Source organism: Streptomyces odontomachi, assembly GCF_024435355.1.
Lineage (GTDB): Bacteria > Actinomycetota > Actinomycetes > Streptomycetales > Streptomycetaceae > Streptomyces > Streptomyces odontomachi.
The window spans coordinates 37,506-63,702 of record NZ_JAMJWG010000021.1 but is presented as its reverse complement, the minus strand read 5'-3'; the positions used below and the strand labels follow the sequence as shown (position 1 = coordinate 63,702).

General features: G+C 73.2%; 15 protein-coding genes. All 15 read right to left on the bottom strand.

The features are described 5' to 3' along the window. Positions 1-28: 28 nt before the first annotated feature. The 15 genes from NQO67_RS33425 to NQO67_RS33355 all read right to left on the bottom strand — a co-directional run bounded on the left by NQO67_RS33425 (position 29) and on the right by NQO67_RS33355 (position 26,124). Complete coding sequence (locus NQO67_RS33425; RefSeq protein ID WP_255954130.1) at positions 29-1,036, bottom strand: peptidoglycan-binding protein; 1,008 nt, start codon at positions 1,034-1,036, stop codon at positions 29-31. Next, on the bottom strand, positions 1,029-2,729 hold the full coding sequence (locus NQO67_RS33420) for a DUF6519 domain-containing protein (protein WP_255954129.1): 1,701 nt from the start codon (positions 2,727-2,729) through the stop codon (positions 1,029-1,031). The genes NQO67_RS33425 and NQO67_RS33420 overlap by 8 nt, the downstream gene beginning before the upstream one ends. 95 nt (positions 2,730-2,824) lie before the next feature. After that, on the bottom strand, positions 2,825-5,053 hold the full coding sequence (locus tag NQO67_RS33415; protein WP_255954128.1) for a hypothetical protein: 2,229 nt from the start codon (positions 5,051-5,053) through the stop codon (positions 2,825-2,827). Beyond that, positions 5,053-9,021, bottom strand: coding sequence for a putative baseplate assembly protein (locus NQO67_RS33410; RefSeq protein ID WP_255954127.1), 3,969 nt, complete (start codon positions 9,019-9,021; stop codon positions 5,053-5,055). Before NQO67_RS33410 ends, NQO67_RS33415 begins: the two co-directional genes overlap by 1 nt. Continuing rightward, positions 9,018-12,410, bottom strand: coding sequence for a putative baseplate assembly protein (locus NQO67_RS33405; RefSeq protein ID WP_508493686.1), 3,393 nt, complete (start codon positions 12,408-12,410; stop codon positions 9,018-9,020). The genes NQO67_RS33410 and NQO67_RS33405 overlap by 4 nt, the downstream gene beginning before the upstream one ends. Positions 12,411-12,532: 122 nt before the next feature. After that, positions 12,533-12,919, bottom strand: coding sequence for a GPW/gp25 family protein (locus tag NQO67_RS33400; protein ID WP_255954126.1), 387 nt, complete (start codon positions 12,917-12,919; stop codon positions 12,533-12,535). Further along, positions 12,916-13,263: a hypothetical protein gene (locus tag NQO67_RS33395; protein ID WP_255954125.1), complete on the bottom strand. Its 348-nt coding sequence runs from the start codon at positions 13,261-13,263 to the stop codon at positions 12,916-12,918. Before NQO67_RS33395 ends, NQO67_RS33400 begins: the two co-directional genes overlap by 4 nt. A gap of 46 nt (positions 13,264-13,309) precedes the next feature. Then, the gene (locus NQO67_RS33390) at positions 13,310-13,843 is read right to left on the bottom strand and encodes a phage baseplate assembly protein V (protein ID WP_255954124.1); all 534 of its coding nucleotides are present in this window, start codon (positions 13,841-13,843) and stop codon (positions 13,310-13,312) included. A 117-nt stretch (positions 13,844-13,960) separates the two neighbouring features. Continuing rightward, positions 13,961-15,100 (bottom strand): hypothetical protein, encoded by a 1,140-nt coding sequence (locus NQO67_RS33385; protein WP_255954123.1) that lies wholly within the window; start codon positions 15,098-15,100, stop codon positions 13,961-13,963. Further along, the gene (locus NQO67_RS33380) at positions 15,093-15,491 is read right to left on the bottom strand and encodes a LysM peptidoglycan-binding domain-containing protein (protein WP_255954122.1); all 399 of its coding nucleotides are present in this window, start codon (positions 15,489-15,491) and stop codon (positions 15,093-15,095) included. The genes NQO67_RS33385 and NQO67_RS33380 overlap by 8 nt, the downstream gene beginning before the upstream one ends. A gap of 9 nt (positions 15,492-15,500) precedes the next feature. After that, a complete protein-coding gene (locus NQO67_RS33375) occupies positions 15,501-16,223 on the bottom strand; it encodes a hypothetical protein (RefSeq protein ID WP_255954121.1) in 723 nt (240 codons plus the stop codon). Next, a complete protein-coding gene (locus NQO67_RS33370) occupies positions 16,220-16,804 on the bottom strand; it encodes a HEAT repeat domain-containing protein (RefSeq protein ID WP_255954120.1) in 585 nt (194 codons plus the stop codon). Before NQO67_RS33370 ends, NQO67_RS33375 begins: the two co-directional genes overlap by 4 nt. Before the next feature lie 10 nt (positions 16,805-16,814). Further along, entirely contained in the window at positions 16,815-23,462 is a 6,648-nt protein-coding gene (locus tag NQO67_RS33365; RefSeq protein WP_255954119.1) for an eCIS core domain-containing protein, read from the bottom strand. After that, the gene (locus tag NQO67_RS33360) at positions 23,459-23,917 is read right to left on the bottom strand and encodes a hypothetical protein (RefSeq protein WP_255954118.1); all 459 of its coding nucleotides are present in this window, start codon (positions 23,915-23,917) and stop codon (positions 23,459-23,461) included. The genes NQO67_RS33365 and NQO67_RS33360 overlap by 4 nt, the downstream gene beginning before the upstream one ends. Continuing rightward, positions 23,914-26,124: an ATP-binding protein gene (locus tag NQO67_RS33355; protein ID WP_255954117.1), complete on the bottom strand. Its 2,211-nt coding sequence runs from the start codon at positions 26,122-26,124 to the stop codon at positions 23,914-23,916. Before NQO67_RS33355 ends, NQO67_RS33360 begins: the two co-directional genes overlap by 4 nt. Positions 26,125-26,197 lie beyond the last annotated feature (73 nt).

Genomic DNA, 26,197 nt, shown 5'->3' with positions numbered 1-26,197 from the left:
CGTGCAGGCCACCGGAGTGCCGTGCGTGTCACCGGCGGGACACGCGCGGCACCCTCAGCAGGTCCCAGCTGACGCGGCCAGGGATGCCGTCGGCATCCCTGCCGCGGAAGCCGAGCTTCTTCTGCCAGGCGGTGTAGGAGCGGCGGGCGGCCTGGTTCCAGTCGGGGGTGGGGGCCTGGCGGTAGCGGCCACAGCCCTCGGCGTTGAGGCGATGGCCCATCACCGTGATCACGGGGTCGCTCCGGCCGTCCTGGAAGAACGCGGCGCCCGGGAAGGGCTCGTACGCGGACGGTGCGGGAGGCTCCGGGGGCCGGTCCGGCCTGGCGGGTACGTCCTCGGGCGCCGGTTCCCGGCCGGCGCCCCCGTCACCCGTCGCCTTCCCGGCGCCCGTGCCCGTGCCCGCGCCTGTGTCCGAACCCGTCGCACGATCCCCGGCGCCCGCGGGCGCCCGTAGCCGTTCGGCGATCCGTGCGCGCATGCCGGACATGGTGAAGCCGCGGGGGTCGATCTTCCCGGGCTGCCACTCCTTGTGGCCGATGACGGAGCGCTCCGTCCAGCCGTGGGCGCGGCAGATCGCCGCCGCGGCACGGGCGATGGCGTCCTTCTGGGCCTCGGGCCAGGGATCCTTTCCGTCGCCCAGGTTGATGCACTCGAAGCCGTAGAAGCGGCTGTTGCCGTCGGTGTCGGCCTGGTCGTCCGCGGGGAGCGTGGACTCCCGGATCACCGCGCGCAGCACGTCGGCGTCGCCGAGGCCGGCGTGGTTGGCGCGGCCCCAGCCGACCAGATGGATTTCGCCGGCCTTGTCGATGACGCCGTGGCAGAGCGGACCCGGCAGATCGCTCCGGCCGTCGTAGCACAGGTTCACGGAGGGCTCGACGCCCTCGGTGACGGTGTGGTGGATCATCACGCCGTTCAGCGGGCCCCACGGGCCCTTGGTGTTGCGGTTGTGCCGGCGCCAGCTGCGTACCTCGTGCACGGTGAGGCCCTCGTCGCGCAGCGCCTTCAGCACCTGCGCCGCGGTCAGCGGCTCAGCCATGGCGTCGTCCTCCTCGGCCGCCCCCCGCGCCCGGGTCCCTGTCCTTGCCCTGCCCGGCGGCACCGGCCGCCCCTGTGTCGGCGTCGGGTGCCGCGGCGGCCTCCGCGCCGGCCGTGGTCTCGGAGCGCGGGTTCTGCCCTGACGTGGTCTCCGCGGCGATCTCCTCCTGGCGCGCCTCGCGCTCGGCCGCCAGTTGTTCCGCGCTGGCCGCAGGGATCGCCCCGGCGAGCGGCCCGAAGGCCAGCCGCAGGTCCACCGCACCCTGTTCGCCGGTGACCAGGGCCAACGGCGCATGGTGCACGGCGACGCCGAGCGGAGGCTGGAGCAGCGGGCGGCGCGCCGCGTCCGTGGGCCACTCGACGGTGCCGGTGGCGGTACGGGCCGGCGCGCACCAGAAGTCGCCGGTGCGGTAGCTGCCGCCCGGGGCGAAGTACACCTCGACGCCGTCTTCGAGGGGCAGCCAGCGGCCCTCCTCGATGCGCACCGCGCCGTGCTGCACCCGTGCGCCGGCGCCCGGCCGCGTGCCGCCCGAGGGCCGCCGGTGCCCGTCCCGGTGGTCCCAGCGGCGCAGGTACGGGTTCAGCTCGGGCCGCCGGGCGACGCCCTGGGCCGGCTCGCCCGACAGGCGCACCCGCCGGCCCGGCAGGTCCAGCTCCTCGACCCGCAGCAGCGGCAGCGGTTCGAGCCGGCTGGCGTAGGCGCTGTCGACGAACTCGACCCGGTCGCCCACGTCCAGGTCCAGCTTGGTGTCGCCGCCGAGCGTGGCGAGCTGGACCCAGGTGCCGTCGAGGTCGTCGACGGGGAAGACCACGGAACCGTTCTCGCGCGACCACTTGAAGGTGGCCTCCCGGGCGCTGCCACCGTCGTGGACCTCCACGCGGTACAGCTGGTTCTCCGGGCCGCGGTAGCGGGCGTCGGGGGCGACCAGGCACGGGTCCTCGTCGGCGCGCTCGGGCCGCTCGGCGCGCAGCGCGATGCGGGCGCCCGGGGCCTCCTGCCGGTCGGCCCAGGCGCGAAACGCCCGGCGCACCTCGTCCGGGGTCGGCTGGGCGGCGTCGGACCCGCCGGCGGCAGCCAGTTCGGGCAGCTCGGACAGCGGCAGCGGCCGCACCTGCCACACGACCTTCACGCGGGCCGCGGTGTCGGGCAGTGCGGCGCCGAGCGCCACCTCGCGCAGCGCCGGGTCCTCGGCCGCCGTCACCGAGCGCTCCCACACCTTCAGGTACACCACGAACGGGAAACGCGTCGGCAGCCGGTCACCGGCCCGCTCCCGGTCGAGATAGGCGTCGGGCTGGTCCCAGTACGTCCACGGGGCGGCGGCGGTCGGTGCCGCGGCATCCGGGGCGACCTGGGCGTCGTCGGCGTCGGCGTCGGCGTCCTCGTCCGGTACCGGGACGCCCGGCTGGGGTCGGTCGGCGTCGAGCGGGATGCCGTCGACGTAGTAGCGGCCGCTGCCGATGACCAGGTCGTCCAGGTCGCGCTTGCCGCCCTGGAACGTGATCGCGAAGCCGGTGGCGCCGGCCGGGCCGCCGTGCTGCCCGATCAGATCGGCGGTCAGGGCCCGCCGCCCGACCAGCTCGATCACGGTCTGCTCGTTGGCGTCGGCGTCCAGTTGGACGCGGCCCTGCTGCGCCAGCACGGCGGAGTAGTGCCGTTCGGGCCGGAAGGTGAGGCGGGAGAGATCGGCGTGCATCGTAGGGAGTCCCCCCAGGTCGTGAACGTCGTACGAAGGCGGTGGGTGTCGGGGTGCGGCGGGTGCCGGCCCGCCGGGCCGGACCGGACCGGCGCTCAGGTCACGTAGCAGATCCCCGCGTCGCTGCCCGCGGGGGTGTACTCGGCGAGCCGGGCCCGCAGGCTGTCCTCGCGCTGGGGCTGGTACAGGTCGTGGAACGCGCCCATCTCGGCGCCGTCCTCCGCACCGCGCCGGATCTCGGGCGCGCAGTAGGCGGCGAGCTGCGCGTACGCGGGCGTGCCGTACCGCTCGGACACAAACACCGGGCGCACGCGGGCGGCGTCCGCCGCGCCCACCCCGTCCGGCTGGCAACGGTGCCGGCGCGGGGTGCGCGAGCCGGGCGGCACATGGCTGTAGCGCAGGCAGCCGACGCCGCGCCTGGCCACCCGCAGCTGCCCGGTGAACAGGGAGTTCTCGGCGATCTGCACGGCGTGCACGTGCACTTCGCCGATGACGGTGGTGCGGTGCGCGTGCAGTACCGCGTGCGCGAGCATGCAGTCGGGTGCGGCCAGCGCCTCGCGGTCGTGCGCGGTGGCGTCGAGGACGCTGTCCCGCAGATGGATCGCCGGCGGGTCGGTGGAGACCTCGTCGCCGATGACCTGGATGGTGCCGAGGATGCTGTGCTCGGCCTGGAGGCAGGCGGTGGTGCGGTCCAGCACGACGCTGGGCTCCTGCGGGGCGTGCGGTCGGCACCCGGGCTCCAGCGACCAGCCGGGTACGAGGGTGCAGTGCCGCAGCACCACCGCACCGACCGGGCCCGTCACATGGATGCCGCGCCCGGTGACCAGCAGCCCGTCCAGCACGATCCGGGGCCGCGCACAGCCGCAGCCCGCACGGTGCCCGTGCCCGTGCTCGTGGCCGTGGTGGTCCCCGTGCCCGTGGTCGCCGTCCCCCTCCACGGCCCGGATGTTGAGCGCGTCCGGCCGGTTGCTGTACCAGTCGAGCAGCCGGATCACCGGCCGGGTGCCCTCGGCCGCCCGGACCTCCAGACGGTCGCCCGGGTCGAGGTCGAAGTCGAGCTGTTCCTGGTACGCGCCGCTGTGCGTGATCTCGATGATGCCCTCGGCGCCGGCCCGGCCGGCGTGCCGGTCGTGCCGCCAGTCGCGGTAGGCGTCCATGATCCGCTGGTAGTCGTGGCCGGGACCGACCCGGTACACCGGCACCTCGGGCCGCGGCCCGCGGTCCCGCGGGTAACTGCCGCCGCCCATCGCGGTGGCGAACGCGTAGTGGTGGTCGACCCAGACACCCTGCCGGGGCGCCGAGCGCGCGCCGAAGGCGATACGGCCCAGCTCCGGGTCGACGGCGACCTGCCCGCGCCGCGGCCGGTACCGCCAGTGCGACAGGTCGGCCACCACGATGTCGGACGGCGGCACCGGACGGTCCTCGCCGTCCCGCCGGATGACGAAGCTCTTCCCCGGGCCGTAGTAGTCCGCGAGCCGGTCGTGCAGTTGACGGCGGGTGATGAAGGCGGGGACGTTGTCGACGGTGGCGAGGTGACCGGCGGACGGCTCGGGGACGGGCTTGGTCACCAGCGGGCTGTCGTTGCCGAGGATCGAGAACGTGTACAGGTTGCGCGCCCGGTCGATGCAGTACGCGGGCGACGACGTCAGCGCGTACGGCCGCAGCCGCCACACGAACAGGCCCACGCCGGCCGGTGTCACCCCGCCCTGCCGGTACCGTGACGCCGCGCGCCGCACGTCCGCCGTGCGCGCCACCGCACCGAAGGGACCGCCCGCCAGGTCCAGCGCGGCGGAGTCCCGCAGGTCCACGGTCCGGCCCCGGGACAGCCGGGTCGCGTCGGCCGCGGCGCCACCCGTCCCGTACAGCCGCACCGGCTGCTGGTGGGCGACGTACCGGGAGAGTTCGACGGCGCGTGCGGGCCAGTCGGCGACCTGCGCGGACAGCTCTTCCAGCAGGGCGAGGGTGCCCTTGCGGCGACGGTTCGCGACGGTGGCGGCGACATCGCGGCGCGGTGCCAGGGCGCGCGCCAACTGCTCGCGCGAGGCGTCCTGGCGGCCCCCGCCGAGACCACCGGCCAGTACCCGCTCGTAGCCCGGCAGCGGGCGGTAGCCCACCAGATCGCCCAGGTACGGCAGGACCCAGGGCGCCGCGGTCTCCACGAACAGGTCGTCATAGGCCTGCTCGACACCGTCGCGCACCAGGTCCAACTGCTCGGCGACGACCGCGAGCAGGGCCCGCAGCGGCTCGCCCGACCCGCCCTCCTGGTCGCGTAGCCGGTGCCACTGCGGAAGCAGCTCCATCAGCCCGTCCGGCTCCCTGGACATCACTTGACCTCCGTCAGAATCAGCGTGTCCGCGACGTCCGGCGTCAGCAGCGCGAGTTGCGCGGGCCGGATGCCGCGGAAGACGAACACCGAACGGCCCTGCGCCAGCCGGCGCGTGTCGGTGATGTCGGGGTTGAGGCGGAGCAGCGCGGCGAGCGGGACGCCGTGCCGGGCGGCGACGGAGGAGAGCGTCTCGCCGGCCGGGTCGGCGACCGTGTACCGCTGCTCCTCGTAGCCGGCCGTCCTGGCCGGCACATGCGCCTGCGGGCCGTCGAGCGAACCCAGCAGATCGGCGAGTCGCTGCGCGGTGGTGGAGGTCGGCACGCCGGTGAAGACGTCGACGTCCACGTAGTCGACGCCCGGCACCGACTGGGCCGCGGCCAGCACCTCCGACAGGTGCGCCGGCTGCCCCAGCTCCCGGCCCTCGAACCCGAGCCGGCGCAGCAGGGCAGCGCGCAGCCGCGGCTCCACCCGGGCCCACTCGTGGTCGGGCGCCACCTTCACCCGGGCGGCGAGCAGCAGCAGGACCAGCTCCCGGGCGTCCACCCGCACCGGCAGCCGGACGTCGCCGTACCCGGCGAGCGCGGCACGTAGCGCTCCCAGCAGCTGGGAGTCCTCGGTGATCTGCACATCGGCGGTGCCCGCCACCGTCACGTGCAGGATCCGCCGCCGGCCGTCGAAGAGCTCACGCGCCGCGGCCCGCCCGATGCCGGCCCGGGAGCGCGCGAAGTCCTCGTAGTCCTGGACGGACACCAGGCGGTCCAGGGCGCCCACCGCCAGCGGAACCGTGCGGCGGGTCAGCGCCGGCCCGTCCGCGTCGGCGCCGCCGGTCGCCGGACGCGGGTTGGTGACCGCGGTGACGCCGAGCGGGCGGGTGACGGCCTGGGTGATGCGGTCGGCCGCGACGTTGGCGGCGTGACCGGTGCCGAAGCGGTAGCGGGCGCGCACGTTCTCCTGCCCGGTGGGCAGCCGCGCGCCGTGCACGCCGTCGCCGAACGTCACGGTGGTGCGCCCGTCGCCGGTGGTGCCGGTGATGTAGACCCGCTCCCGTGGGCCGCGCCCGGCCAGCGAGTCCACCTCGTGCCACAGCAGGCCGTCGACGCGGACCTCCAGGGTGGGCGTGGCACCGAGCGGGGTGTCGGACGGCAGCCAGGTGAGCGGGGACTGCCAGAGCTGGAACGTCTGGTTGGCCCGGTCGGCGGCACCGCTGCCGATCGGCTCGTCGCGGCCCTCGCCGTGCGTCGCGGCCACCACGTTGCCGAGGATCCGCACCGTCTCGCGGCGGTAGCGGTAGGCCAGGTCGGTGGTGAGGGTGAGCACCGTGTGCACGCGGTCGCCGGGCAGTTGCGGGTCGACCTGCTGCGCCGCGTCCGCGAGCACCACGACCTCGGTGGCCCGCACGCCGGCGGTGCCCGGGATGTCGCTGCGCTCACCGGAGACGATGAGGGTGCGGCCGGGGCCCAGGCCGTCGTACAGGCCCTCCAGCTCGATCGTGTTGCCGTGCACGTCCTCGCCGAGCGGCTCGTCCGCCCTCTGCAAGGGCTCGCCGCCCGCGTGGATCTCGGCGTCCCTGATGTGGGAGAGCAGCACGTCGTGCTCGTCCAGCCAGTCGTCGGCGAGCACGAGTTCGGTGCCGCGGCCGGTGATCCCGTAGTCGGTGTACACGGCCGTGCGTACCGAGACCACCTTGGTGGTGACCCGCGACAGGTTCGGGTCGCCCGGGATGCCGCCCTGGGCGGCGGCGGCCCGGGGCGCGTCGCCGGTGTCCGTGGCGCCCTTGCGGGGCCGCAGGATCGCCACCCAGCTGCCGACCGTGATGCTGTCCTGGACCGAGTCGAGGCGCAGCAGCCGGCGGTTGGCCGGGGCGGGCTTGCTGGCCAGGTTGATCTCCACGCTGGGCGGGCCGCCGGCCAGCGAGTACAGCAGGGCCACTTCGAGGTCGCCGTGCGTGAACTGCACGGGAGCGTCGGCAGAGAGCAGGAACTCACGTGCGGTGCCGTTGTTCACCGCGACCTGGACCTGGCCGCCGTCGGACCCCTCGCCTTCGGGCCGGCCCACGAAGAGGGTGCGTTCCGGCAGTCCCGCCAGCAGCCGGGCGGTGACGCCGGCGTCCTGCGAGTCGGTGGGGCGGCGGCTCAACCAGTGCAGGTCGTGGTCCTGCCCGGTCCGGGTGCTCAGCTCGACCCGGCCGGGCCCGAACGGGAACGCGCCGTCGAACGGCAGGTTCCGCACCAGCTGGAACGACGACCCGGTCTCCGTGTACTGGAACTCCGCCCGCACCGGGGCCCGGCCCGCCGTGTCGAAGACGATCCGCACCGTCGCCAGGGTGCCGCCGACCAGCGGCCAGTCGGTCTGCCGCACCACCCGACCGTTCTCGTCCTGCACCGACTTCAGCGGCGCCGTCGCACCGAACGGCGACGCGGTCACCCGCATCGCCAGCAGGTCCCGCAGCGTCTCCGACGCGGTCGGCGCGGCCGTGGCGCGCCACGCCGGGTAGAGGCCGGGGGCCATCCTGGGGTCCAGGGCGGACAGCAGCCTGGCGGTCAGAGACGAGTTCCCGGTGGCCGCGGTGGCCGTGTTGCCCGCCTCCCCTGCTGGGCGCAGGGGGGCCACTCGGGTGCGCAGGGCCGGTAGGACGGCGTCCAGGGCCTGGAGGGCCGCGGTTGTGGGGCTCTGCCGGACGGTGGGCCGGGTGCGGTCCGGGGTGCCCCCTGGGGGCGGTGACGACCTGCCGGTTTCGTTGTTGTCGCGCGCGCCGTTCCCCGCGCCCCTTTGGGGCGCGGCCCCGGGCGTGCTGGGAGCCAGCTGCCCCGCCCGGTCCCGTAGTTCGCCGAGTACCGCCTGCAACTCCTCGAACCAGGCCGCCACCTCCTCGTACGGTGCCGCGAGCACCTGGGCCTCGGCGAGGCGGTCGTGCGGTTCGGTGAGGCGGGCCGCGAAGGACTCGGGGGTGGTGAGACCGGGGAGGTCGGCACGGAGCGGCGTCAGGACCTGCTCGTCGAAGTCCTCGATGAGGCGGCTCACCGGGCGTGGATTGGGCACCTCGGGCGTCGGGGGCTCGTCGCCGGGCTCGCCGGGTATGGCGGGGTCGGCGATCCAGCGTGCCGTCTCCTCGACCAGCTCCCGCAGGGTGGGCGGTGCGGACCGGGCGAGCCGGACCGCGGTGATCGCCTCGTCCCGGTCGACGCGGACGCCCGCCACCGGCAGCAGCAGTCGCCGTCCGCCCGCCTGCTCACCGAACACGAACAACAGCTGGTCGCCGGTGCGCAACGTGGTCGTGGTCCCGGCGACGTACAGCTCGGGCCGCTTCGCCAGGTCGTCCGGGGTGAGCGGGGCGGGCCGGCGGCGGCGCACCGGCAGCTCGTTGAAGTCCCAGCGGGCGGCCAGGTCCTCGCTGGTCTCGAAGGTCTGCGTGTCCTCGTCGGACGACGCCGGCACGCTGTGGCTGCGTGCGCCACGCGGCACCGTCACCACCAGGTCGGGGGCCCGCTGGTCGCGGTCGAGGGTGTACGCGAGATGGGTGCTCGCGGCGACGCCGGGCCGCGGCCGGTGCCCGACGAGACGTCCGAGCAGCACCAGTGACCGGTGCTCGTGGGCGGTGCGCAGATACGCCTCGTCGGCGATCCGCTCGCCGTGGAAGGTGAGCAGGTCGCCGAGGACCGCGGCGGCGTCCAGCAGCCCGAGCGCCGGATCGTCGGGGGTGCGTACGGTCAGGTGGCGCAGCGCCGGGTACGCCGGTGAGGCGAGCCGGTCGCGCAGGGCCGCGAGGAAGTCGCCGTACTCGCCGACGCGGTGGTCCAGGGCGGTCCGGCCGGGCGGGTTGTACGGCGCGGCGGGCGCGGTCCGCTCGTCGTGCCCGGCGCCCGGCCCGTGGTCACCGCAGGCGCCGCCGCAACCGCACCCGCAGCCCGTGCCGGTGGGCTCGTAGGAGCCGTCATCGGAGCCGTCATAGGAGTCGTAGGACGTCATCGTGCACCCCCGAGGGTGATCTCCAGGCGGCCCGCCTCGGGCCGCTCCGGGTCGTTGTCGCAGGTGGCGATCGACAGCGGGCCGATCCACAGCACGCCGTCCTCCCTCGCCTCCTGGTCGGGTCCTTCCCCCTGGAACAGCCGCCGCAGCCGCGTCACCTCGACGTGCCGCACGCCCGGCACCGCAGCGGCGACCGCCACCAGACGGCTCAGCCGCACCGGTTCGCCGAACGTCAGCGCGTCCGGGTGGAAGAAGCCGGTCGTGCCGCCGGCGCCCGCGTGGCGCAGCCGGCGGCTGCCGAGCACCCGGTACAGCTCGGCGAGGATCTGCCCGTGCTGGTGCCCCGGCGCCGCACCGACGGTGAGCGCGATGTCGAGCGGCACCAGCTGCGCGGGGCCCACGACGAGGTCATGGCCGATGCGGCGGTACGCCTCCAGCGCATGCGCCACGGAGTCCAGCAGCACCGGCGACGGCTGCCCGCCGACCTCCCCCACTGCCTGAAGGGCGTGCGCGGTACCCCCGGGATCGATGGCGACGTGTACTTCCTGCCCGCTGCCGGTCCAGCGCAGCTCGGCGGCGGCGCGCTGCACCCCGGGCAGGGCCGAGGCGAGCGCCGCGTAGTCCTCGGCGGTCACCGCGCGCAGCCGGGTGCTCCCCCACTGCCCTGAACGGGCGTGGGAGGTACCCCCAAGGTCGAGCGGCGCCAGCTGGCGTGCCTGCTCGACGGGTTCCGGCTCGGTGCCGCCGGTGGCGGGCAGCGGATTGCGCACCCCCGCGACCGGGGCCGGGGTGGCCGCGTCCTCCGCGGCCTCGTCCCGGACCAGGACGAGGTGGTTGATGGCCTCGGCGCCCACGTTGCCCGCCTGGCCGCCGCCGATCCGGTAGTGCAGGACCAGCCGCGCGCCCGGTTCGGGCCGGGCCCCGTACTGCCCGTCGCCGAACCGCAGCGCCAGCCGCCCGTCGTCCTCCAGCTCGCCCACGAAGTGCCGCTCGCGCGGCCCGCTGGAGAGCAGGTCGCGCCGCGAGGACCAGACCTCGGCCGGCGCACACCCGTCCGGTCCCTCCGGCCCGGCGGAGCCGTCGCCCTCGGCTTCCCCGCCGGACGTGGCCCGGTACAGCAGCACGGCGGGCAGCGCGGCACGCGGGTCCTGGCGGAGCGCGGCGCTCGCCGGGCCGCGCAGCTCAGGTGCGTCCGGATGCAGCCCGAACGCGTAGGCCGGGCCCCAGCTGTGCGTGATCTCCCAGGCGATGTCCGCGCCGAGCACGGTGCCCGCCCGGGCCCGTGCGGTGAGCACCGCGAGCCGGCGCAGCTTCGCGGCCAGCAGTTCGTCGCTGCGGTGCAGCAGATCGCGCAGGGCCGGTACGGGTTGCCGGCGCAGCTGGAAGCGCTCGATCACCTTCAGACCGAAGACGACAGCCAGCTCGGCGATCTCGTCGTCCGAAAGACTTCCCCCGGTGCCTGGGCGGCGCGGGAGGTCCCCCCGCTGGTCGCGGGCGCTGCGCCACAGTTCCACCAGCCGGGCCCGGACCCGCTCCGGGATCGCCGCCAACCGGTCCGCCTGCCCGGCGGAGATGCGCTCCGGCAGCGGGAACGGCACCGCCTGCGTGACCGGCGAGCGGCCCAGCAGCGGACGGAAGCGCGGTGCGATGCCCGGGTACACGCTCTGCGCGAGCAGCGTCCGCAACGCGGCGGCCTGCTCGTACGCCGTGCCCGGAACGATCCGTTCGTGCCGCCGGCCGGCCAGTTCGAGCCCGATCCCGGCCCGCGCCGCGGCGTCCTCGCCGACCAGCGCGAACAACTGGCGCACCTGGTCGAGCGTCAGCGCCCGGCCGCCGTCGGCCTGTTCGGTGAGGAGCTGGACGAGGTGGGCCGGCGCTCCCCCACTGCCTGAACGGCGTGGGAGGTGCCCCCAGCCCTCCGAGTGGTCCGCGCAGCCGAACGCCGGCGGTCCGCACGGGGCGACGACGGCGGGCACCGGCGGCACGGTCACCGTCTCCAGCAGCTCACCGCCGCCCGAGTCGCCCTGCGCCGGGTGGGCGTGGCAGGCGCCACCGAGGGAGCGGCCGTGGTCGACGAGGACCGCGTTGCCGCGCGCCACGCTCACGTCCGCCACCGGTACGCAGTCGGTGCCACCGAGGGTGACCAGGCGGAGCGGGAAACGCAGGGCGTCCTCGTTCGCCCAGGTGACCTCCAGGACCGGCTGGTCCTCCACGGTGTCGACGGCCGGCGTGACCGACGTCAGCCGGACGGCCTGACGGTGCGCCGGGTCCGCGTCGCCGGGCGTGCCGGAACGCGGGCCCTTGACCTCCTCCAGGATCAGGACGTCGCCGGGGCGGAGGGAGAGAAGGCGCTGCTCGTCGGCCCACTCGTCACGCAGGGTCGCGGCGGTGGCGCCGCGTGGCAGGGCGCACACCTCGCCGCCCCAGGTCCACAGCCGGATGGTGTTGTGCGCCTCGCGCAGCACCAGCGGCTCGGCGACGACCGGCTCGAACACCTCGACGCCGCCCTGCTCGTCGAGCACGGCGAGATCGCGGTCGTCGATGACCGTGCCGGGCGCGGGCCGCTCCTGCGGATCCGTCGTGCGGCCGACGGCGGGGCTGACGGCGGCGAAACGGAAGGTGCCGGGCAGCAGCATGTGCTCGCCGACGGTCCGCACGGTGACGAACGCGCGCGCGTTGCACCCGTCGTGCATGGCGTAGTCGATCAGCCGCACGTGCCGCCGTACCGACACCCGGCGCCGCGCGGTGTCCAGATACGCCTCCGTGGCCACCGCGTCCTGCTGGTAGCTGATCCGGTCGCCGGTGTAGGCGAGCAGTTCGACCAGCGTCATCCCGAGGTCGGCAGGGTTGCGTTCCACCCAGTCCGGCGTGGTCAGCGCCAGCCGGTCCAGCAGCAACCGGCGGATCGTGGCGTAGTCGCGAGCCGTGTAGTCGATGACGGGCGCCGCCGGGACCGGGCCGCCGTCCCGCTCGCCGCCGGCCGGTTCGTCGGCGCAGTCGAAGGGCGAGGGGCAGTGCGGCCGGAAGGTGAAGTCGGCACCGTGGTAGCGCTGTTCGAAGCCCGGGTACGGACGGGTGCCGGGCCGGCCGTAGGGGTCGGCCTCGACGAGGGAGAGGCGGTAGCGGGAGGTGTCGCCCGCCTTGTCGAGGGTGACGTAGAGCCGGTCGTCCAGCTCCGGGTCCTCCTCGCGTGCCACGCTGGTCTCCAGCGCCGTGATGCCGGTGACGCGGCGGCCGCCGTCGATCCGGACGTGCTCGGGACCGAGGCCGTGCGGGGCCTTGCCCAGGAAGGTCACGGTCAGCGTGCGCCCGTCGTCGCTCGCCTCGACCGCGTCGACACCGTTCATCCGACGCGCCCGGATCCGGCTCCGCCGGTTCGTTTCGAGCACGGTACGGGCGTGCCCGTCGTGTCGGTCGTGCCCGTCGTGTCGGTCGTGAGGGCCGTGTCCGTCGTGATGGCCCTGCCCGTGCTGGCCGCCAGGGCCGTCGTGGTGGCGGTCGTCGTCCTTGCTCACGCCCCCGCCCTCCCCTCGAAGACGTCGTCCCGGCGGTGTCCGGTGGCCCGCACCACATACCGCAGGAAGACCCGTACGACGTGGTCCTCGCTGACCACGTCCAGGCCCTCCACCTCGATCAGGTCGCCCAGCCAGCGTTGCAGCGCGGCCTGCACGGAGAGTTCCAGTGCGGACGCCAGCTCCGGGCTGTTCGGCGTGAAGACGAGATCGAGCAGGCCGCAACCGAAGTCGGGCCGCATCACCCGCTCGCCCGGCGACGTGAACAGCACCTGTTCCACCAGGTCCCGCACGTGGCCGTCCCGCCCGGCCTGCGCGGTGCGGCCGCGCCGGTCGATCCGGAACGGGAAGGCGATGTCGCTGCGGTGCCGTGGCAGGGCGCTCATCCCGCGCTCACCCCCCGGCGCACCGGCGCCACCACGGGCCGCCCCTGCGGCACCAGGTGCGCGGCGACGCAACTGGCCCGCGTGATGTCCAGCAGTACCGGTACACCGTCCACCAGCACCCCGTCCCGGTCGGCGGTCCAGCGGACCTCGGTGCAAGGTGAGGGCGTGCCGTTCACGGTGTGGGTGCAGCCGGTGACGGCGTAGGACCCGGCGTCGGTCGCGACGGGCCGGCCGTCGAGCAGGACCGCGTCGGACGCGGGTGTGAAGACGGCGGTCACCCGGCCGCCGTGCGGGCAGTTGATCACGGCGTCGGTGCCGATCAGCTGGCCGGCGCTGACGTGCATGGCGTTCCCCCCTGGTTCCTCAAGCCTGGTTCCTCAGCCTGTTTCCTCAACGCTTCTTGGGCACGATCAGCCGGCCCTCGTTGATGTTCACTTCGTTGCCGATCAGCGTGATCACCGCGCCCTGGTCGTTGCCGATGGTCACGCCCTTCTCGTCGATCTGGACGTAGGCACCGCCCGCGGCCTGCAACTTGATCCCCTCGCCCCCCGGCACGTCCGACATGAGGATCTTGTGCTTGCCGGGGGTCTGGATGACCACGGGTTTGGTGGCCGTGCTCGCCTTCAGCTCCGCCAGCGCGTCCGGCGGCAGCTCGTCCTCGGCGCCGTACCAGCAGCCCGTCCACACCGGGAAGCTCGGATCGCCCTGCTCGAACTCGACCCACACGCCCGTGCCCGGCGGCGGCACCACGAACTGCCCCGCCTGCGGACCGGTGAAGGGCAGGCAGGGCAGCGCCCACGTGGACGCCTCGTCGCCGAGCACGTCCGGGACGCTGACCGTGAGCCGGCCCAGGTGCAGCGGGTCGTTGTTGTCCACCACCCGGCCGCGGAACTTGCCGAGGAAGCGATTGTTCGGTGGCGCCATCGCGTCAACTGCTCCTGTCGGTGTCGGTGTCGGTGTCGGTGTCGGTGTCTGTCTCGGTGTCGGTGTGGATGTGGATATGGATGCGGATGTCGGTCGGGGTCTCGCCGGTGGTGCCGGTCAGGGCCTGACCCGGTCGCTCAGCGCGACCAGGCCCTCCCGGGTGAGGGTGAAGTTCTGCTGGTAGGAGCCGGGCCGGAGGTTGTGGGTGACGCTCTTGACGTAGTAGTCGCCGTCGTAGGTGACGCCCGCGCCACGCACGCCCACCAGCTCGCGGGGGCGCAGCAGATAGCCGTGCCGGTTGACGTCCAGCTGGCCGGAGCCGGAGATCGCGTCGGCGGAGGTGGCGGCGCGCGCCAGCAGCTCCGCACTGGCCTGCTCGGTCTCCAACTTGGCGGTGCCCGGCAGGGTGCGCCGCTTCAGCGCGGGTGTGGCACGCTTGGCGAGTGGCGGCCGCAGCGGACCGATGTCCGGCTGCGGCAGCAGGGTCGAGGTCCGGGTGCCCGGGTCCTGCACCCGGGCCTGCGGCTCCTCGCGCGCGGTGCCGTCGTAGGCGAACGTGAGCTGGTCGACGGTCGACTCGGCGTCCATGTTGACGGTGAGCGCGTGCTGGCGCACCCCGAGCCGTTTCTCCGGACCCCAGTAGGCGGTGGAACGGCCCGGCACCGGCCCCGGGTCGAGGTAGAACGTGTACCCGTTCGCGCGCGCGAGATCGTTCACGAACTGGAGGTCCGTGCCGGTCTGGTACATGACGCGCAGTTGCTCGCGCGGCGGCTGCTCGATCGGCTCCTGGACGATGGTGGGCTCGATGCCGTAGTCCGCGTACTTGGCCAGCACCCGGTCGACGCGCTGCCAGGGCCGCAGGTTCGGGTACCGGTCGGTGCGGTCCTCCAGGTCCATGAGGAGGGTCAGGTCCTCCCCGGTGACGGTGAGCGTGGTCTGTCCCGGCTGATTGCTGGCCCCGACCTCGTGCCGCACGATCAGCCCGTCCAGCAGCACGCTTGCGGTTCCCTTGACGGAGACGCTGACGACCACCCGCGTCTTCGGATCGAAGAACCCCTCCGGCAGCAGCCGGTCGACGATCGCGCCCCGCTTGGTCAGATCGAAGGCGATCTGGAACCCGCTCCGCTCCCCGGCAGTACTGGTGATCTGCGCGGTGAGCAGCGCCTCCGTCACCTCCGCAGGCACGGGGTTGACGAGCTTCGGCCCCATGTGGAGCTGCATGTGGACGGGGCCGCGGCCCACGGGTTCGTCAGCCACGGGGGGCTCCCGAGCCACGTGTTCCGGTGCCCGTGCTCGCCGGGAAGCCGCCCGGGAGCGGTACGTCGATCGTCCGCCCCGGCTCGGCGGTCAGCTCGTGCGGATCGAGTACCGGGTTGGCGTCGGCGATCTGCCACCACTGGTCCGGCGCGCCGAGGTACCGCTGCGCGAGCAGATCGGGCCGCTCGCCCTCGCTGACGGTGTGCGGGACGGTGCCGTCCGCCGCGGCGTCCAGCGGGGGCAGCAACCGCCGTTTGGTGTACCGCACCTCGGTCCCGTCCGGCTGGGTGTGCACCCCGATCTCGGCGTCGTGGTACCGGCTGGAGCGGGGGTACGGGTGGGCGCCCGGTATCGCGTCCAGCGCGTTCTCGTAAGGCTCGATGGTGGCCATGGCGTACGGTCAACCCCCTGTCGGACGTACGGCGGTGGCGGCGCCGGTGCCGGTCCCGGTGCCGATGTCGCCCGGCGTGAGTCCGAGCGCCCCGAGACTGCCGGCGCGCGCCATGCCGGCCAGCCGCTCCTTCTGCGCGAGGTGCGCCAGGTACAGCTCGGCGCCGGGGTGCCCGGCGGGCAGGTCGCTGACGGTCAGCACCTTCAGCCCGATGCTCAAGCTGGCCCGCATGGGGTTGAGATTCACGTCGAACGCGGACTCGGTGACGGACAGCTCGGTGAGCCGCACGGGCATGACACGCTTGCTTCCCCAGGTGAAGAGGGTGAGCGGCATCTCGATCGGGCTGATCTCGATGGCCCCGTTCTGACTCAGCCGGCTGTTCGCACGCAGCTGCGCGGTCGTCGGCTGCACCAGCATCTCGAGAACGGCGAGTTGCGGATGTATCCCGTCGGGCGCGGCCACGTCGAGCTGATCGGTCGAGTCGATCTCAGCGGTGAACTTCCAGGTCTCTTCGGCGGGCCCTTTCAGCCGAAGCGCCTCGTTCCTGTCCCCGGACCCGGAGCCCCCTCCACCGGAGTCACTGCTGGTCCCTGCGGTCTGGGGCGCGATGGAGCGTTCGAGACTGTCCGGGTTGAACTGCAACACGATGATGCGCTGCGGGGTGCCGCGGTCGGGGTCGATGAGGACCAACCCGGAGCGGATGGGTTTGGAGATGTTGGGGTAGGTGGTCATGCTTCGTCTCCGGAGTTCGGAGGATGGATACTCAGGCCGTCCAGGAGCACCTGCGCGTTGTGGCGGACATGGTCGACGGGGTCCGAGTCGCGAAGTTCGGCAACCAGGTGAACCAAGTCCGGCCAAGGGGTGTAGCCAGTGGCCAGTACGACGGCCTGACGGACGCCGGGGTCCTCATCGGTGCGGGCGATGGTGCGAAAAGCCTCGATTACGGCGGGATCCTCCGACGGGCTGGACAGGGCGGCGGCGTAAACGGCCCTGAGCCTGGCATCTCGATCGGTGGACTGCTCCACCTCCACCAGGGCCTGCCGAGGGTTCCACAACGCCAACCGGGCCCTGATGTCCCGGGAGACCTGCGTGACATCTTCCCCGCGGAGCGTGAGGTACGTGAGCGCGACGTAACTGTCTTCTACATAATGAATTTCTACGCTTTTTGTGCGGTCAAACCAGATGTCGACATAGATTTCCTTTCTTGTGTCCCCGATGTCATGCAGATCCCAGTCGAGATCCCAGGCAATGTCGCTTACCTGGGTGCGGTTAACGGGTCCTTTGAGGACGAGTCGCTCTTTGAAGTCGGTCATGCCTGCGCCTCTAGTTGAGTCCATAGAATTTCAAGACAAACTCCTGAATCATAGTGCGACCCTTCTTTCGGGCCTCGGATCTCGTGCTCCCGTAAATACCGTCTCCCTTTGTTATCGACGCCGCCCAGAGTTCGGTGAGTTCCACTTCCCTGCGCTTCAGTTCCCGCATATCGAGGTAGGGCTGCTTCCCTCGCTTGCGGCGTGCCCGTGCCGCGAGGTCGCGTGCCGCTGCCGCGGCACCGCGCATCGACATGGGGAAGAGTCCACGACCGCCCTCACGCTGACTGTTGTTCTCGTGTGCGGTGAACGCCTGCTCCCAGGTGATCCCTCGCTCGGAGTCACGCAGCAGCGCGAGCGTCATGGGCGCCATGGCCAGATTTGTTCTGTTCCGTACGGACTCCCGAACGACCATGAGCCAGTGCAGATGAGCCAGGAGTTCCCGTTCATCAGCCGAGAAGCTGGAAGGGAATCGACCACTTCGGGTGTAGTGGTGCAGTGCGTCGGCGATGGCGGAGTCCTCGCGGCCGGTCGCCCTCAGCTGGCCGAGAATGCCGGGGTAGTCGCCCACCACCTGTGTCTTGGCATTGCTGATCCCCTTCAAGTTCTCCTCGACGACGTCTTCCCTGTTGGGCCCGACGGCGTGGCGCTCGTAGGTGCCTTTGGTCGCGAACCCGGTTCCCTCTTTCGGAGCGTGTGGCCCGAGGGTCACGTCAAGGGAATCCCCTCGGGGGTCCCCTTGTGGGCGGGGTCGGGAGGTCTCGAGATCGTCACCGCGGCCTTGGTAGTAGCGGACTGCTCCCGGAATGTCGGCCGGCTGTGAGACCTCAAGTTGGTGGCTCTCGTCGTCCGGCCCCACGGCGGCCTTCGTTCGTCGCATCCTCAGCTCCGCTGCCCGGACATCGCCGCGCTGCATGAGGTCTTTGACGACTTCGTCGGCCAGCCTTCGAAGATCGTAGCCGGTCAGCACGAATCCCTTTCCGGCGACCCGGCGAGGATTGAGAACGGCTTCCGCTTCGAAATCTGACCGGCCGCTCAGAACGAGATCCGTGAGCCGGTACCAGAGGCGCATGGCCGCCAGAGCGGTGCGCAGGATGATTCCCGGCACACTCCGGCGTACAAGCTGCGAGATCTTGGGCGCTATGCGTGCGACGATCTTCTGAAGCCGCGCCTCCTTCGACTCCTTCGAGTTCTCCTTCTTCTTCCGCTCCTCCTGCTGCCGCTTCCGCTGCTCGTTCCGCCGCTTGTGCTGGTCCCGTAGTCGGTCCCGCTTCTTCTTGAAGAAGTCCCGCAGCTTGTGACCGGTCTTCTTCAGCGCCTGGCCCAGCTTCGACTTGCGGAGTTTCCTGCCGAGGGTCCGGCCCGCGTTGCGGATCTTCTTCAGTGCGCCCTTCACCGCGCCCTTGGCCTTGGACAGGGCCCGGCCCGCCGCCGACTTCGGCTTGCTCGGCTTGGTGCGCTTGGGAGCTTCCGTCTCCTTCGGCTTGGTCGGCTTCTTCGCCGAGGGCTTCTCCGAGGTCCGGTCGGGGGCCCTGTCGGACTTCGGGTCCGGACGCTTGGCGGGATCGTTCGCGTCCCGTGCGTGCTTCGCCTCGTCCGCGTCGCGACGGTGCTCCTTCTCGCGGTTCGGCGTGCGGCTGCTCGGGCGGTCCTGGGACGTCGCCGGGCCCTTCGGCTTCGCCGGGCCGTGTGCCGTGCCGGCCCCCGGCCTGGACGGCACCTTCGAACCCGTGGGCTTCGCCGGGCGCCCCGGCTTGCGGACCTGCTGGGCCGCCTTGCGGGCCGCGCCCCGGGCGCGATTGATCGCGCCGCCCGCCGCCTTGCGCGCGCCCTTACCCGCCTTCTTCAGGCCCTTGAGGATCTTCTGCGCGAGGGCCTGGAGGCGTTTGCCGACGCCCTTGAGGGCCCTGCCCAGGCGCTGGAGGAGGAAGTTCGCGATGAACTCCAGAAGTGCCACCACGCCCGCCGCGACGGCCTCCGCGAACAGGCATGCCGCCGGGCCGGACTTCACCGCCTTCAGGAAAGCCCAGAACTTGCTGAACGCCTGGAGGATCCGGCTGACCGTGCCCCATGCGGCCATCAGGCCCTGGATGATGGTGAGGATGGCGCCGGCGGCCGGGATGATCAGCGAGACGACCTTCTCGATGACCAGCATGATGATCATCATGGGGAGGGCGGCGATCACCGCGTCCCAGGCCATCTTGCCGATCTGCTTCAGCGACATGCAGCCCTTGACGAGCACGTCGATGATCATCTTGCCGAGGCCGATGACGCTCTGCACCTTCTCGTCGAACCACTGCTTGACCGCCGTCTTGATGGCGCCCCACAGGTGGTCCGTGATGCCCGTCTTCGCTGCGCTGCCGGCCTTGCTCAGCCAGCCCCCGGGATCGGGTGCGATGTCGGCGATGAGTTCCGCGAACTGGCCGAAGGCGGAGACCGCGGCCTCGACGAACTTCAGCGCGCCGACGATCACCGACTCGTAGATCTTGATGGCCGCCTTGATGCCCGCTTCCAGCACGTCGAGCAGGGCGTTCAGGCCGGCGGCCAGCGCGTCCAGCAGGGCGTTGACGGCCTTCTTCAGGCCGTCGGCCAGCTTGTTGACGGCGTTGATCGCCTTGTCGCGCAGGTTGTTGATCGCGTTGCGGAACTTGTCGCGTAACGACGGGAAGGCGGCAAGCAGCGTGTCGCCGATGGCGATCAGCGCGTCCGCCAGCACGTTGATGGCCTTGATGGCGAAGTCGCGTACCGCGTCGATCGCCTTGTTGGCGAACTCCTTGAACTTGTCGATGATGCCGTTGACGGCCTTGCGGGCGGCGTCGAAGATCTTCGTGACGGCGTCGAGCAGGGCGCTGAAGAAGCTCTTGACCTTGTCGGCGATCCAGCCGAAGAAGCCACCGGAGGGCTTCTTCTCCTCCTTCTTCTTCTTGGCCTCCTTCTCCGACTTGTCCCGCTCGTCGTCGATCGACTTGTTGTCGGTGTCCTTGCGGCCCTCGACCTCCTTGTCCTTGTCGTTGCGGGCCTTGACGATCTCCTTGTTCTTGCCCTCGTGCTCGGTCTTCGTCTTCTTGTCGGCGTCGTCGACGTGCTTGTCCTGCTCGTCGCGCCACTGCTCGCGCTGGCGCTCCGCGTCCTGCGCCGCCCTGCCGCGCTCCGTGGTCTGCTTGGCGGCGTTGTCGTCGACCTGGCGGTCGATCTCGGCCTGTTTCTGGTGTTTGGCCTTCTGCTCGTCCTGTTGCTGCTGCCGCTCGCTGGTGGCGAGACCGCTCTGGGCCTGGCCAGCGGCGCTCTGGATCTCGCCGCCGCGCTCCTGCTGTGCGACGACGCCGTAGCCCTCCTTCGGCGGCGCTCCGGACGCGGCGCGCCGGATCGTACGGGCCTTCGCGTGCACCTTGCCGCGCAACTGCTCCCGTGGCGCGTTCGGGTAGATCTTGTCCTCGCCCATCGGCTTGAGCGAGTCGGCCCGCCCGGTCTCACGGAGCTTGGACTGCTTGTCCTTGAGCTTCTGCGCCTGGTCGTCGGTGCGCTTGGGGTCGCTCGCGCCCTCCAGACGAATCTTGGGCGCCGGTCCCACGGTCTTGTTCCGCAGCGCCGGGTCGGAGGTGGGCACCTGGTCGGCGGCGGCCTCCACGCTCTGGGCGTCCTCGGGGCTGAGCTCCTTTTCGCCGATGGCCGACACCTCGGGCTGCGGCGCGCTGTCCGTCGGGTGCGCGCCCTGTGCCTTCTCGCTGCCCTTGGCCTGCTGCTTGTCGCTCTGGTCAGGCGGAGGGACCCGCTCCACCCGGCCGGTGACCGCTGCCTCCGGCGGCGCGGCGGTGGGCGGGGCAGCCTGGGTGCGCGGTGCGCCGGACGGCCGCTCACGCGTCGGCGGGTTCGAGGAGAGCCGCTGCTGCTCCTTCTTGACCTTGTTCTCCGCCGCGCCGTTCACGCCGGGCAGTGCTTCCTGCGCCTGATCCGGCGCGAGCTTGCTGACCGTGCTCAACGCGGCCTTGGGGTCCTGCCCGGACACGTCCGGTGGCGCCTTCTTCTTCTCCGGCTTGGACTGACCGCCGCTCCCGCCCCCGCAGCCCGCGGCGCCGGCCGGCTCGGGCGGCGGAGCGGGCGGCGCGCAGCCGCCACCGTCCTTCTCCAGTGAGGCGTCCTCGCCCGGTTTGGCGCCCTCCGGGGCCGGGGCACCCAGCTTGCCCCCCGTGTTGCCCTGCTGCTCCTCGGCCGGGCTCACCGCCGCTTGCGCCGCGGACGGAGCCGCCCCGGGTCCCGCGGCCGCCGTCGGCCCCGCGGGGTCGGGGCCGCCGACCACCCCGCTGGGCGCCGCGCCCGGTCCGCTCTCCTTCGGCACGGCGCTCCTGGGCCCCGCGGCCTCCCGGTCGCCTCGAACGGGCTCCGCCGAACGGCGGGTGGCGGGGGAGGGGTGCCGATCCTCGGCCGGGGTCTGCTCGGTGTGCGCACCGGCAGGGGGGCCGGCCGCCGCCGGCTCGGCCACCGCCGTGCCGGACCGGACCGGGGCGGCGGTCACCGTGCCGGACGCCCCGGGACCGCCGGCTCCCTCCGGCCGCGCCTTCGCCTCCGCCTCGTCCCGTGCCTTGCGGTCCGCTTCCTCCGACTGGGTGTCCTTGGCGTCGGCGTCCTCGGAACCGTCGCCCGTGGCGCCGTCCTTGTCGTCGTCCGCCTGCCCGCTCGGGCCGTCGCCGGGTTCCCCGCCCTCCACCCTGTGGTCGTCGGCGGCCTTGGTCTCGTCCTCGGCCGCCCTGTCCTCGTGGTCGGCGGTCTCCGGGTCGGGACCGACCTCCTGGTCGGCGGAGCGGTCCGTCTCGAGGTCACGCGCGGTGTGGTCGCCCGCATCGGCCGCCGGCCCGTTCTCGGGCTGCGGGGCCTCGCCCTCGACGGGACCGCGCTCCTCCCCCGGTGCCTTCGCCTCGGTCTGCGGGCCATCCTCGGTGTCCTCATCCGACGCGTCGTCCTCCCGCTCCTTCTCCACCTGCTCCGCCCGGGTCGGCGGCGGGGTGGGGAAGAGCGGCAGAGCCGGTTCCGGGGCGCCGGGCTGGAGCTGGTCGGCCGTCGGCACCGCCGAGACGTCCAGGTCGGACGCGGGCAGGTAGTCCTCGGGGCGCAGAGCGGGCTCGGCGGAGGCCACACCGGTGGCTCCGGCAGCGTTCTCCTGTGTGGGAACGTCGCCGTCCGCACCCGCCTCCACACCGAGCGGCAGCTCCTCCTCGCGCGGCTCGCCCTCGTGCTCGTCCTTCTCATTCAGCCCGTGCCGGGTGAGCGGGCTCTCGGGCAGCTCGGCACGCTCGTCGACCTTTTCGGGGCGTACCGGCCCCGGCTGGACGCCCGCCTTCGGGTCGACGCTGCGCGGCGTGGAGCCGTCCGCCGGCCGTTGCGCGGCCTCCTCGCGCTGCTTCTTCGGTGCACCGGGCTCGTTCGCCTGCTCCGGGTCCTGCTCCTCGCGTTCGCGCTGCTCCTTGCGGTCCTGCTCCTGCTGTTCGACGTCGCCCTGCTGGTCGGCCGCGGTCTGCCGGCCCTGTTCGTCGGCGGACTGCCGCTGCTCGTCCTGCTGCTCCTCGCCGCGTTGCTGCTCCTGCTCGGTGCGCTCGGAAGAGCGGGCGCGCGCGGCCTCCTGAGCATCGCGTGCCGTGCCCTCCCGCTCCTCTTCCGCGGCGTCGTTCGCCGCGCGGCTGCGCTGCTGTGCCGCCTTCTCGTCACGGTCCCCGGCGTCCCGCCGTTCTCCGCGGTCGTCCTCGGCGCGCTGCGCCTTCGCCGCGCGGGTGCCCTCCGCGTGCTCGGCGTCGGTGACCCGGTCGTCCTGCCGCTGCTCGGCCAGGTTCGGCAGTTCGCCGGGGGTCTCGGCCGGTACGAAGGCCAGCGGCGGCCTCTCGGCCTCCGTGGTCAGCGCGAGGACGCGGTCGAACTCGGTGCTCAGCAGCCGCAGTTCCAGCCGGTCCAGGACGCCGTCCTGGAGCTCGGGTCCCATCCGCGCGAGCTGGAGCCGGACCCGGCCCGAGGCGTCCTGGGGGTCGCCGCGCAGCGAGCGCAGCACGTTGTTCGCCAGCCGGTCGAGCAACGTGGCCGGATCCACCGTCTCCATGCGCCGCCGGTTCGCGTCGACCGTCGCGTAGCGCAGCCAGCCCGGGGTCTCCTGGCCCTCTTCGACCCGGGGCTCCCCGGTGGCCGCCGGCGACTCCGCCGCGGCTGCCCGGTCCCGGGCGCCGTCCGCGATCTCCCGCGCCGCCCCCTCCGCCTCCCGCTCGATCGCCTGGTGCGGCAGCGAGACGGCGCCAAGGTCGCGGCCCGCCCGCAGGGTGCCGAGGCCGTGGGGGTTCTGGACGGTGTGCAGCAGCTCGTGGGCGAGCAACCGACGGCCGTCGGCGGTGCCCGGGGCGAAGGCGCCCGCGCGGAAGAAGATGTCCTGGCCGACGGCGACCGCATCCGCGCCGAGCATCTCGGTCAGGGCGCCGGCGTCCCGGTCGGTGTGCAGGCGTACCTTGCTCAGGTCGTGGCCGAGCTGCTCCTCCAGGTCACGGCGGACGGACGGGTCCAGGGGCTGGCCCGCCCCGCTGACCACGTTCTTCGGGTCGGTCGCCCGCGACGTGGCGCGCTCCTTGCGCTTGCGGCGCCGCTCGCGTGCCTCCCTGGCGTCCTGTGCCGGGGTGTGCGACGTGCTCATAAGGCCTCACCCCGCCCCGACAGGCCGTCGTGCACGGCACGGGCCAGCTCCTGGCCCAGGCGGCGCGCCGACAGGTGCGCCGGCAGCGGCGGCAGGCCGCCGAGTGCGTCCAGCGCGCGCCCGGCGCCGTCCGCGGCCAGCGGCACGCCCCGCTCCCGGACCAGCCGGGCCAGCTCGGCCTCGAAGGCGGCCGTCACCCGGGTGGTGTCCAGGGCACGGTCGAAGCCGGTGAGGACCAGCTCACCGATGTCGACGCGGAACGTCTGCCGTTCGGTGCCGGAAGGCCCCGTGCCGGAAGGCCCCGTGCCGGAAGATCCCGTGCCGGAAGATCCCGTGCCGGACGGTGCCGTGGTCGCCGGGCGGGCGGCCCGGGCGGCCCGGGCAACCCGAGCAGCCGGAACCGCCGTACGCCCCGCGCCCGTCCCCGCCCCCGTACGCCCCCGTCCCTCAGTCACACCCATCCCCGCACCTCCGAAGGCGTCAAGGAACGTTCCAGCTTCAGGTACTCGGTACGGGCCGCGGCGAGCATGTGGCGCATGGCGAGCTGCTCGCCCTCCTCCGCGGCGAGGAACGCACCGGACAGGGCGATGTTGCGGATCGAGCCGCCCGCCACGGTGAGTTGGGCCAGCAGCGCCGGATCGAGGTCCTTCACGGGCGCCTGCGGGGGCACCACGCGCCGCCAGATCTCGGCGCGTTCGCCCTGCGCGGGGAACGGGAAGTCGACGACGAAGCGGATACGCCGCATGAAGGCGGTGTCCAGCGCCTTCTTCATGTTCGTCGTGAGCACGGCGAGGCCGCGGTAGGCCTCCATGCGCATCAGCAGGTAGCTGACCTCCAGGTTCGCGTACCGGTCGTGGCTGTCCTTGACCTCGCTGCGCTTGCCGAACAGCGCGTCCGCCTCGTCGAAGAGCAGCAGCGCACCGCCGCGCTCGGCCGCGTCGAAGACCTTGCGGAGGTTCTTCTCGGTCTCGCCGATGTATTTCGAGACGACCTGCGAGAGGTCGATGATGAACAGGTCGAGTCCCAGTTCCCGCGCCATCACCTCTGCGGCGAGGGTCTTGCCGGTGCCTGAGCCGCCCGCGAAGAGCGCGGTGACCCCGAGGCCGCGCCGCAGCGTCCGCGCGAAGCCCCACTCCTGGTGCACCGTCGCACGCTGCCGCACGTGCGCGACGATCTCCCGCAGCACCTGCACCTGGCGGTCGGCCAGCACCAGGTCGTCCCACCCCGCGGTCGGCTCGATGCGCCGCCCGAGACCGTCCATGCCGAGCCGCGCCTCGGTGAGCCCGGCCTGCCAGGCCAGCCGCGGTACGTCCCCCGCGAGGTCGTCGTCCGCCGCCCCGTCACGGAGATCACGGCGTACGGCGGTGGCCGCCGACCGGATGACGTGCGGCGGCAGCTGGAACTGCGCGACCAGCGAGCGCAGCTCGTGCTCCGCAAGCTCCGGGACGTCGTCGAACGCGCCCGCCCACAGGTCCAGCTGCTCCTCGTCGTCCAGCACGGGCACGACGACGCGCTCACCGCGCGGCCGGTCGGTCGGGCGCGGATCGTCGCCGGACACCACCAGCGGCACGCCGGCGCTCGCCACGAACGCCTCGGTCGCCGCACGCTGGTCGCGGTCCGCTTCCCGCCAGGTCTCCTCGGTCTCCAGCAGCAGCGCCGCTGGCAACAGCACCGCCTCGCGCTGCCACAGCCGGGCGAGCCGGTCGCGCTCGGCCGGGTCGGTGGGCACGTCGTCCGCGGCCATCGCGTACAGGCCGAGCCCGGAACGCGCCGCCGCTGCCGCCGCGATGTCCGCACGGGTGCGCAGCTCACCGCCGACCAGCTCCACGAGGAGCGGCGCGTCCGGCCGTGAACCGGCCGCCCAGCCCGAGGCGACCCGGTCGGCCGCCAGGTCGTACGACGCCGGCAGGGACTCGGGTGGCGGGCAGCGGCGCAGCAGACCGTGCAACCGCTCGTCCAGATACGGCGAGCCCAGCAGGAAGTGCAGGATCCGCTCGTCGAGGCGGAGCCGTGCCGTGGTCAACCGGCCCTCCGTGCCGGTGGGGTCCAGCTCCACCAGGCGCCAGCGGCGCAGCGGCGCCACCGGCGTCAACGCGCTCCAGTGCGGCTCGGCGAGCGCGGCCAGCGCCAGCGAGAACGTCGGGTACGCCCGCTCCGGATTGCCGCTGGCCGCCGCGCACCGGGCCCCCGTCGTCGGGTCCAGCTCGGCCGCCGCGGTGAGCAGCACGACGTCACGCTCGAACGCGCTCAGCCCGAAGCAGGCCACCAGCGCCCCGAGCCCGTCCTCGGCCGGTTCGTCGGCGGGGAGGAGGGAGGCGGACCCCGGCACCACGCAGGCCCCGGCTGGAGGTGGCGCGGTGTCGGGCCCGTCCGGCCCGGTGTCGGGTACGCCGCCGAGCCGGGCACCTTCGGCGGGTGCGTCGCCGGTGGCCGGGCCCGCTGCCCGTTCTCCCCGTTCTCCCCGTTCACCGCGCCGCACCGCCCGGTCCGCGTGCGCGTCGACGCGGGCGAGGACGCGGCGCAGGGCAGCGGCCAGCGTCAGGGCACGATCGCCTGACCCGAGTGCCCCGCCCGACCCGGATGACCCGGCGGTCGACGCCGGCCCGGACGCCTCGGGCCCCGGGCCCGGCCGGGCGCCCGCCCCGTACGCGTTACCGTCCATGTCCTCGCCCTCCCCCGATGCCTGACGAGCCGGTGTGCCGGCGAGCCGGTGAGTGGCCCCCGCCCGGTCGCCG

Excerpts from the sequence above, each read along its gene's own strand:
- NQO67_RS33420 (WP_255954129.1), bottom strand. The coding sequence starts at position 2,729 with ATGCACGCCGATCTCTCCCGCCTCACCTTCCGGCCCGAACGGCACTAC.
- NQO67_RS33415 (WP_255954128.1), bottom strand. The coding sequence starts at position 5,053 with ATGTCCAGGGAGCCGGACGGGCTGATGGAGCTGCTTCCGCAGTGGCAC.
- NQO67_RS33380 (WP_255954122.1), bottom strand. The coding sequence starts at position 15,491 with ATGGCCACCATCGAGCCTTACGAGAACGCGCTGGACGCGATACCGGGC.
- NQO67_RS33390 (WP_255954124.1), bottom strand. The coding sequence starts at position 13,843 with ATGGCGCCACCGAACAATCGCTTCCTCGGCAAGTTCCGCGGCCGGGTG.
- NQO67_RS33410 (WP_255954127.1), bottom strand. The coding sequence starts at position 9,021 with ATGACGTCCTACGACTCCTATGACGGCTCCGATGACGGCTCCTACGAG.
- NQO67_RS33395 (WP_255954125.1), bottom strand. The coding sequence starts at position 13,263 with ATGCACGTCAGCGCCGGCCAGCTGATCGGCACCGACGCCGTGATCAAC.
- NQO67_RS33400 (WP_255954126.1), bottom strand. The coding sequence starts at position 12,919 with ATGAGCGCCCTGCCACGGCACCGCAGCGACATCGCCTTCCCGTTCCGG.
- NQO67_RS33355 (WP_255954117.1), bottom strand. The coding sequence starts at position 26,124 with ATGGACGGTAACGCGTACGGGGCGGGCGCCCGGCCGGGCCCGGGGCCC.
- NQO67_RS33370 (WP_255954120.1), bottom strand. The coding sequence starts at position 16,804 with ATGACCGACTTCAAAGAGCGACTCGTCCTCAAAGGACCCGTTAACCGC.
- NQO67_RS33365 (WP_255954119.1), bottom strand. The coding sequence starts at position 23,462 with ATGAGCACGTCGCACACCCCGGCACAGGACGCCAGGGAGGCACGCGAG.
- NQO67_RS33375 (WP_255954121.1), bottom strand. The coding sequence starts at position 16,223 with ATGACCACCTACCCCAACATCTCCAAACCCATCCGCTCCGGGTTGGTC.
- NQO67_RS33425 (WP_255954130.1), bottom strand. The coding sequence starts at position 1,036 with ATGGCTGAGCCGCTGACCGCGGCGCAGGTGCTGAAGGCGCTGCGCGAC.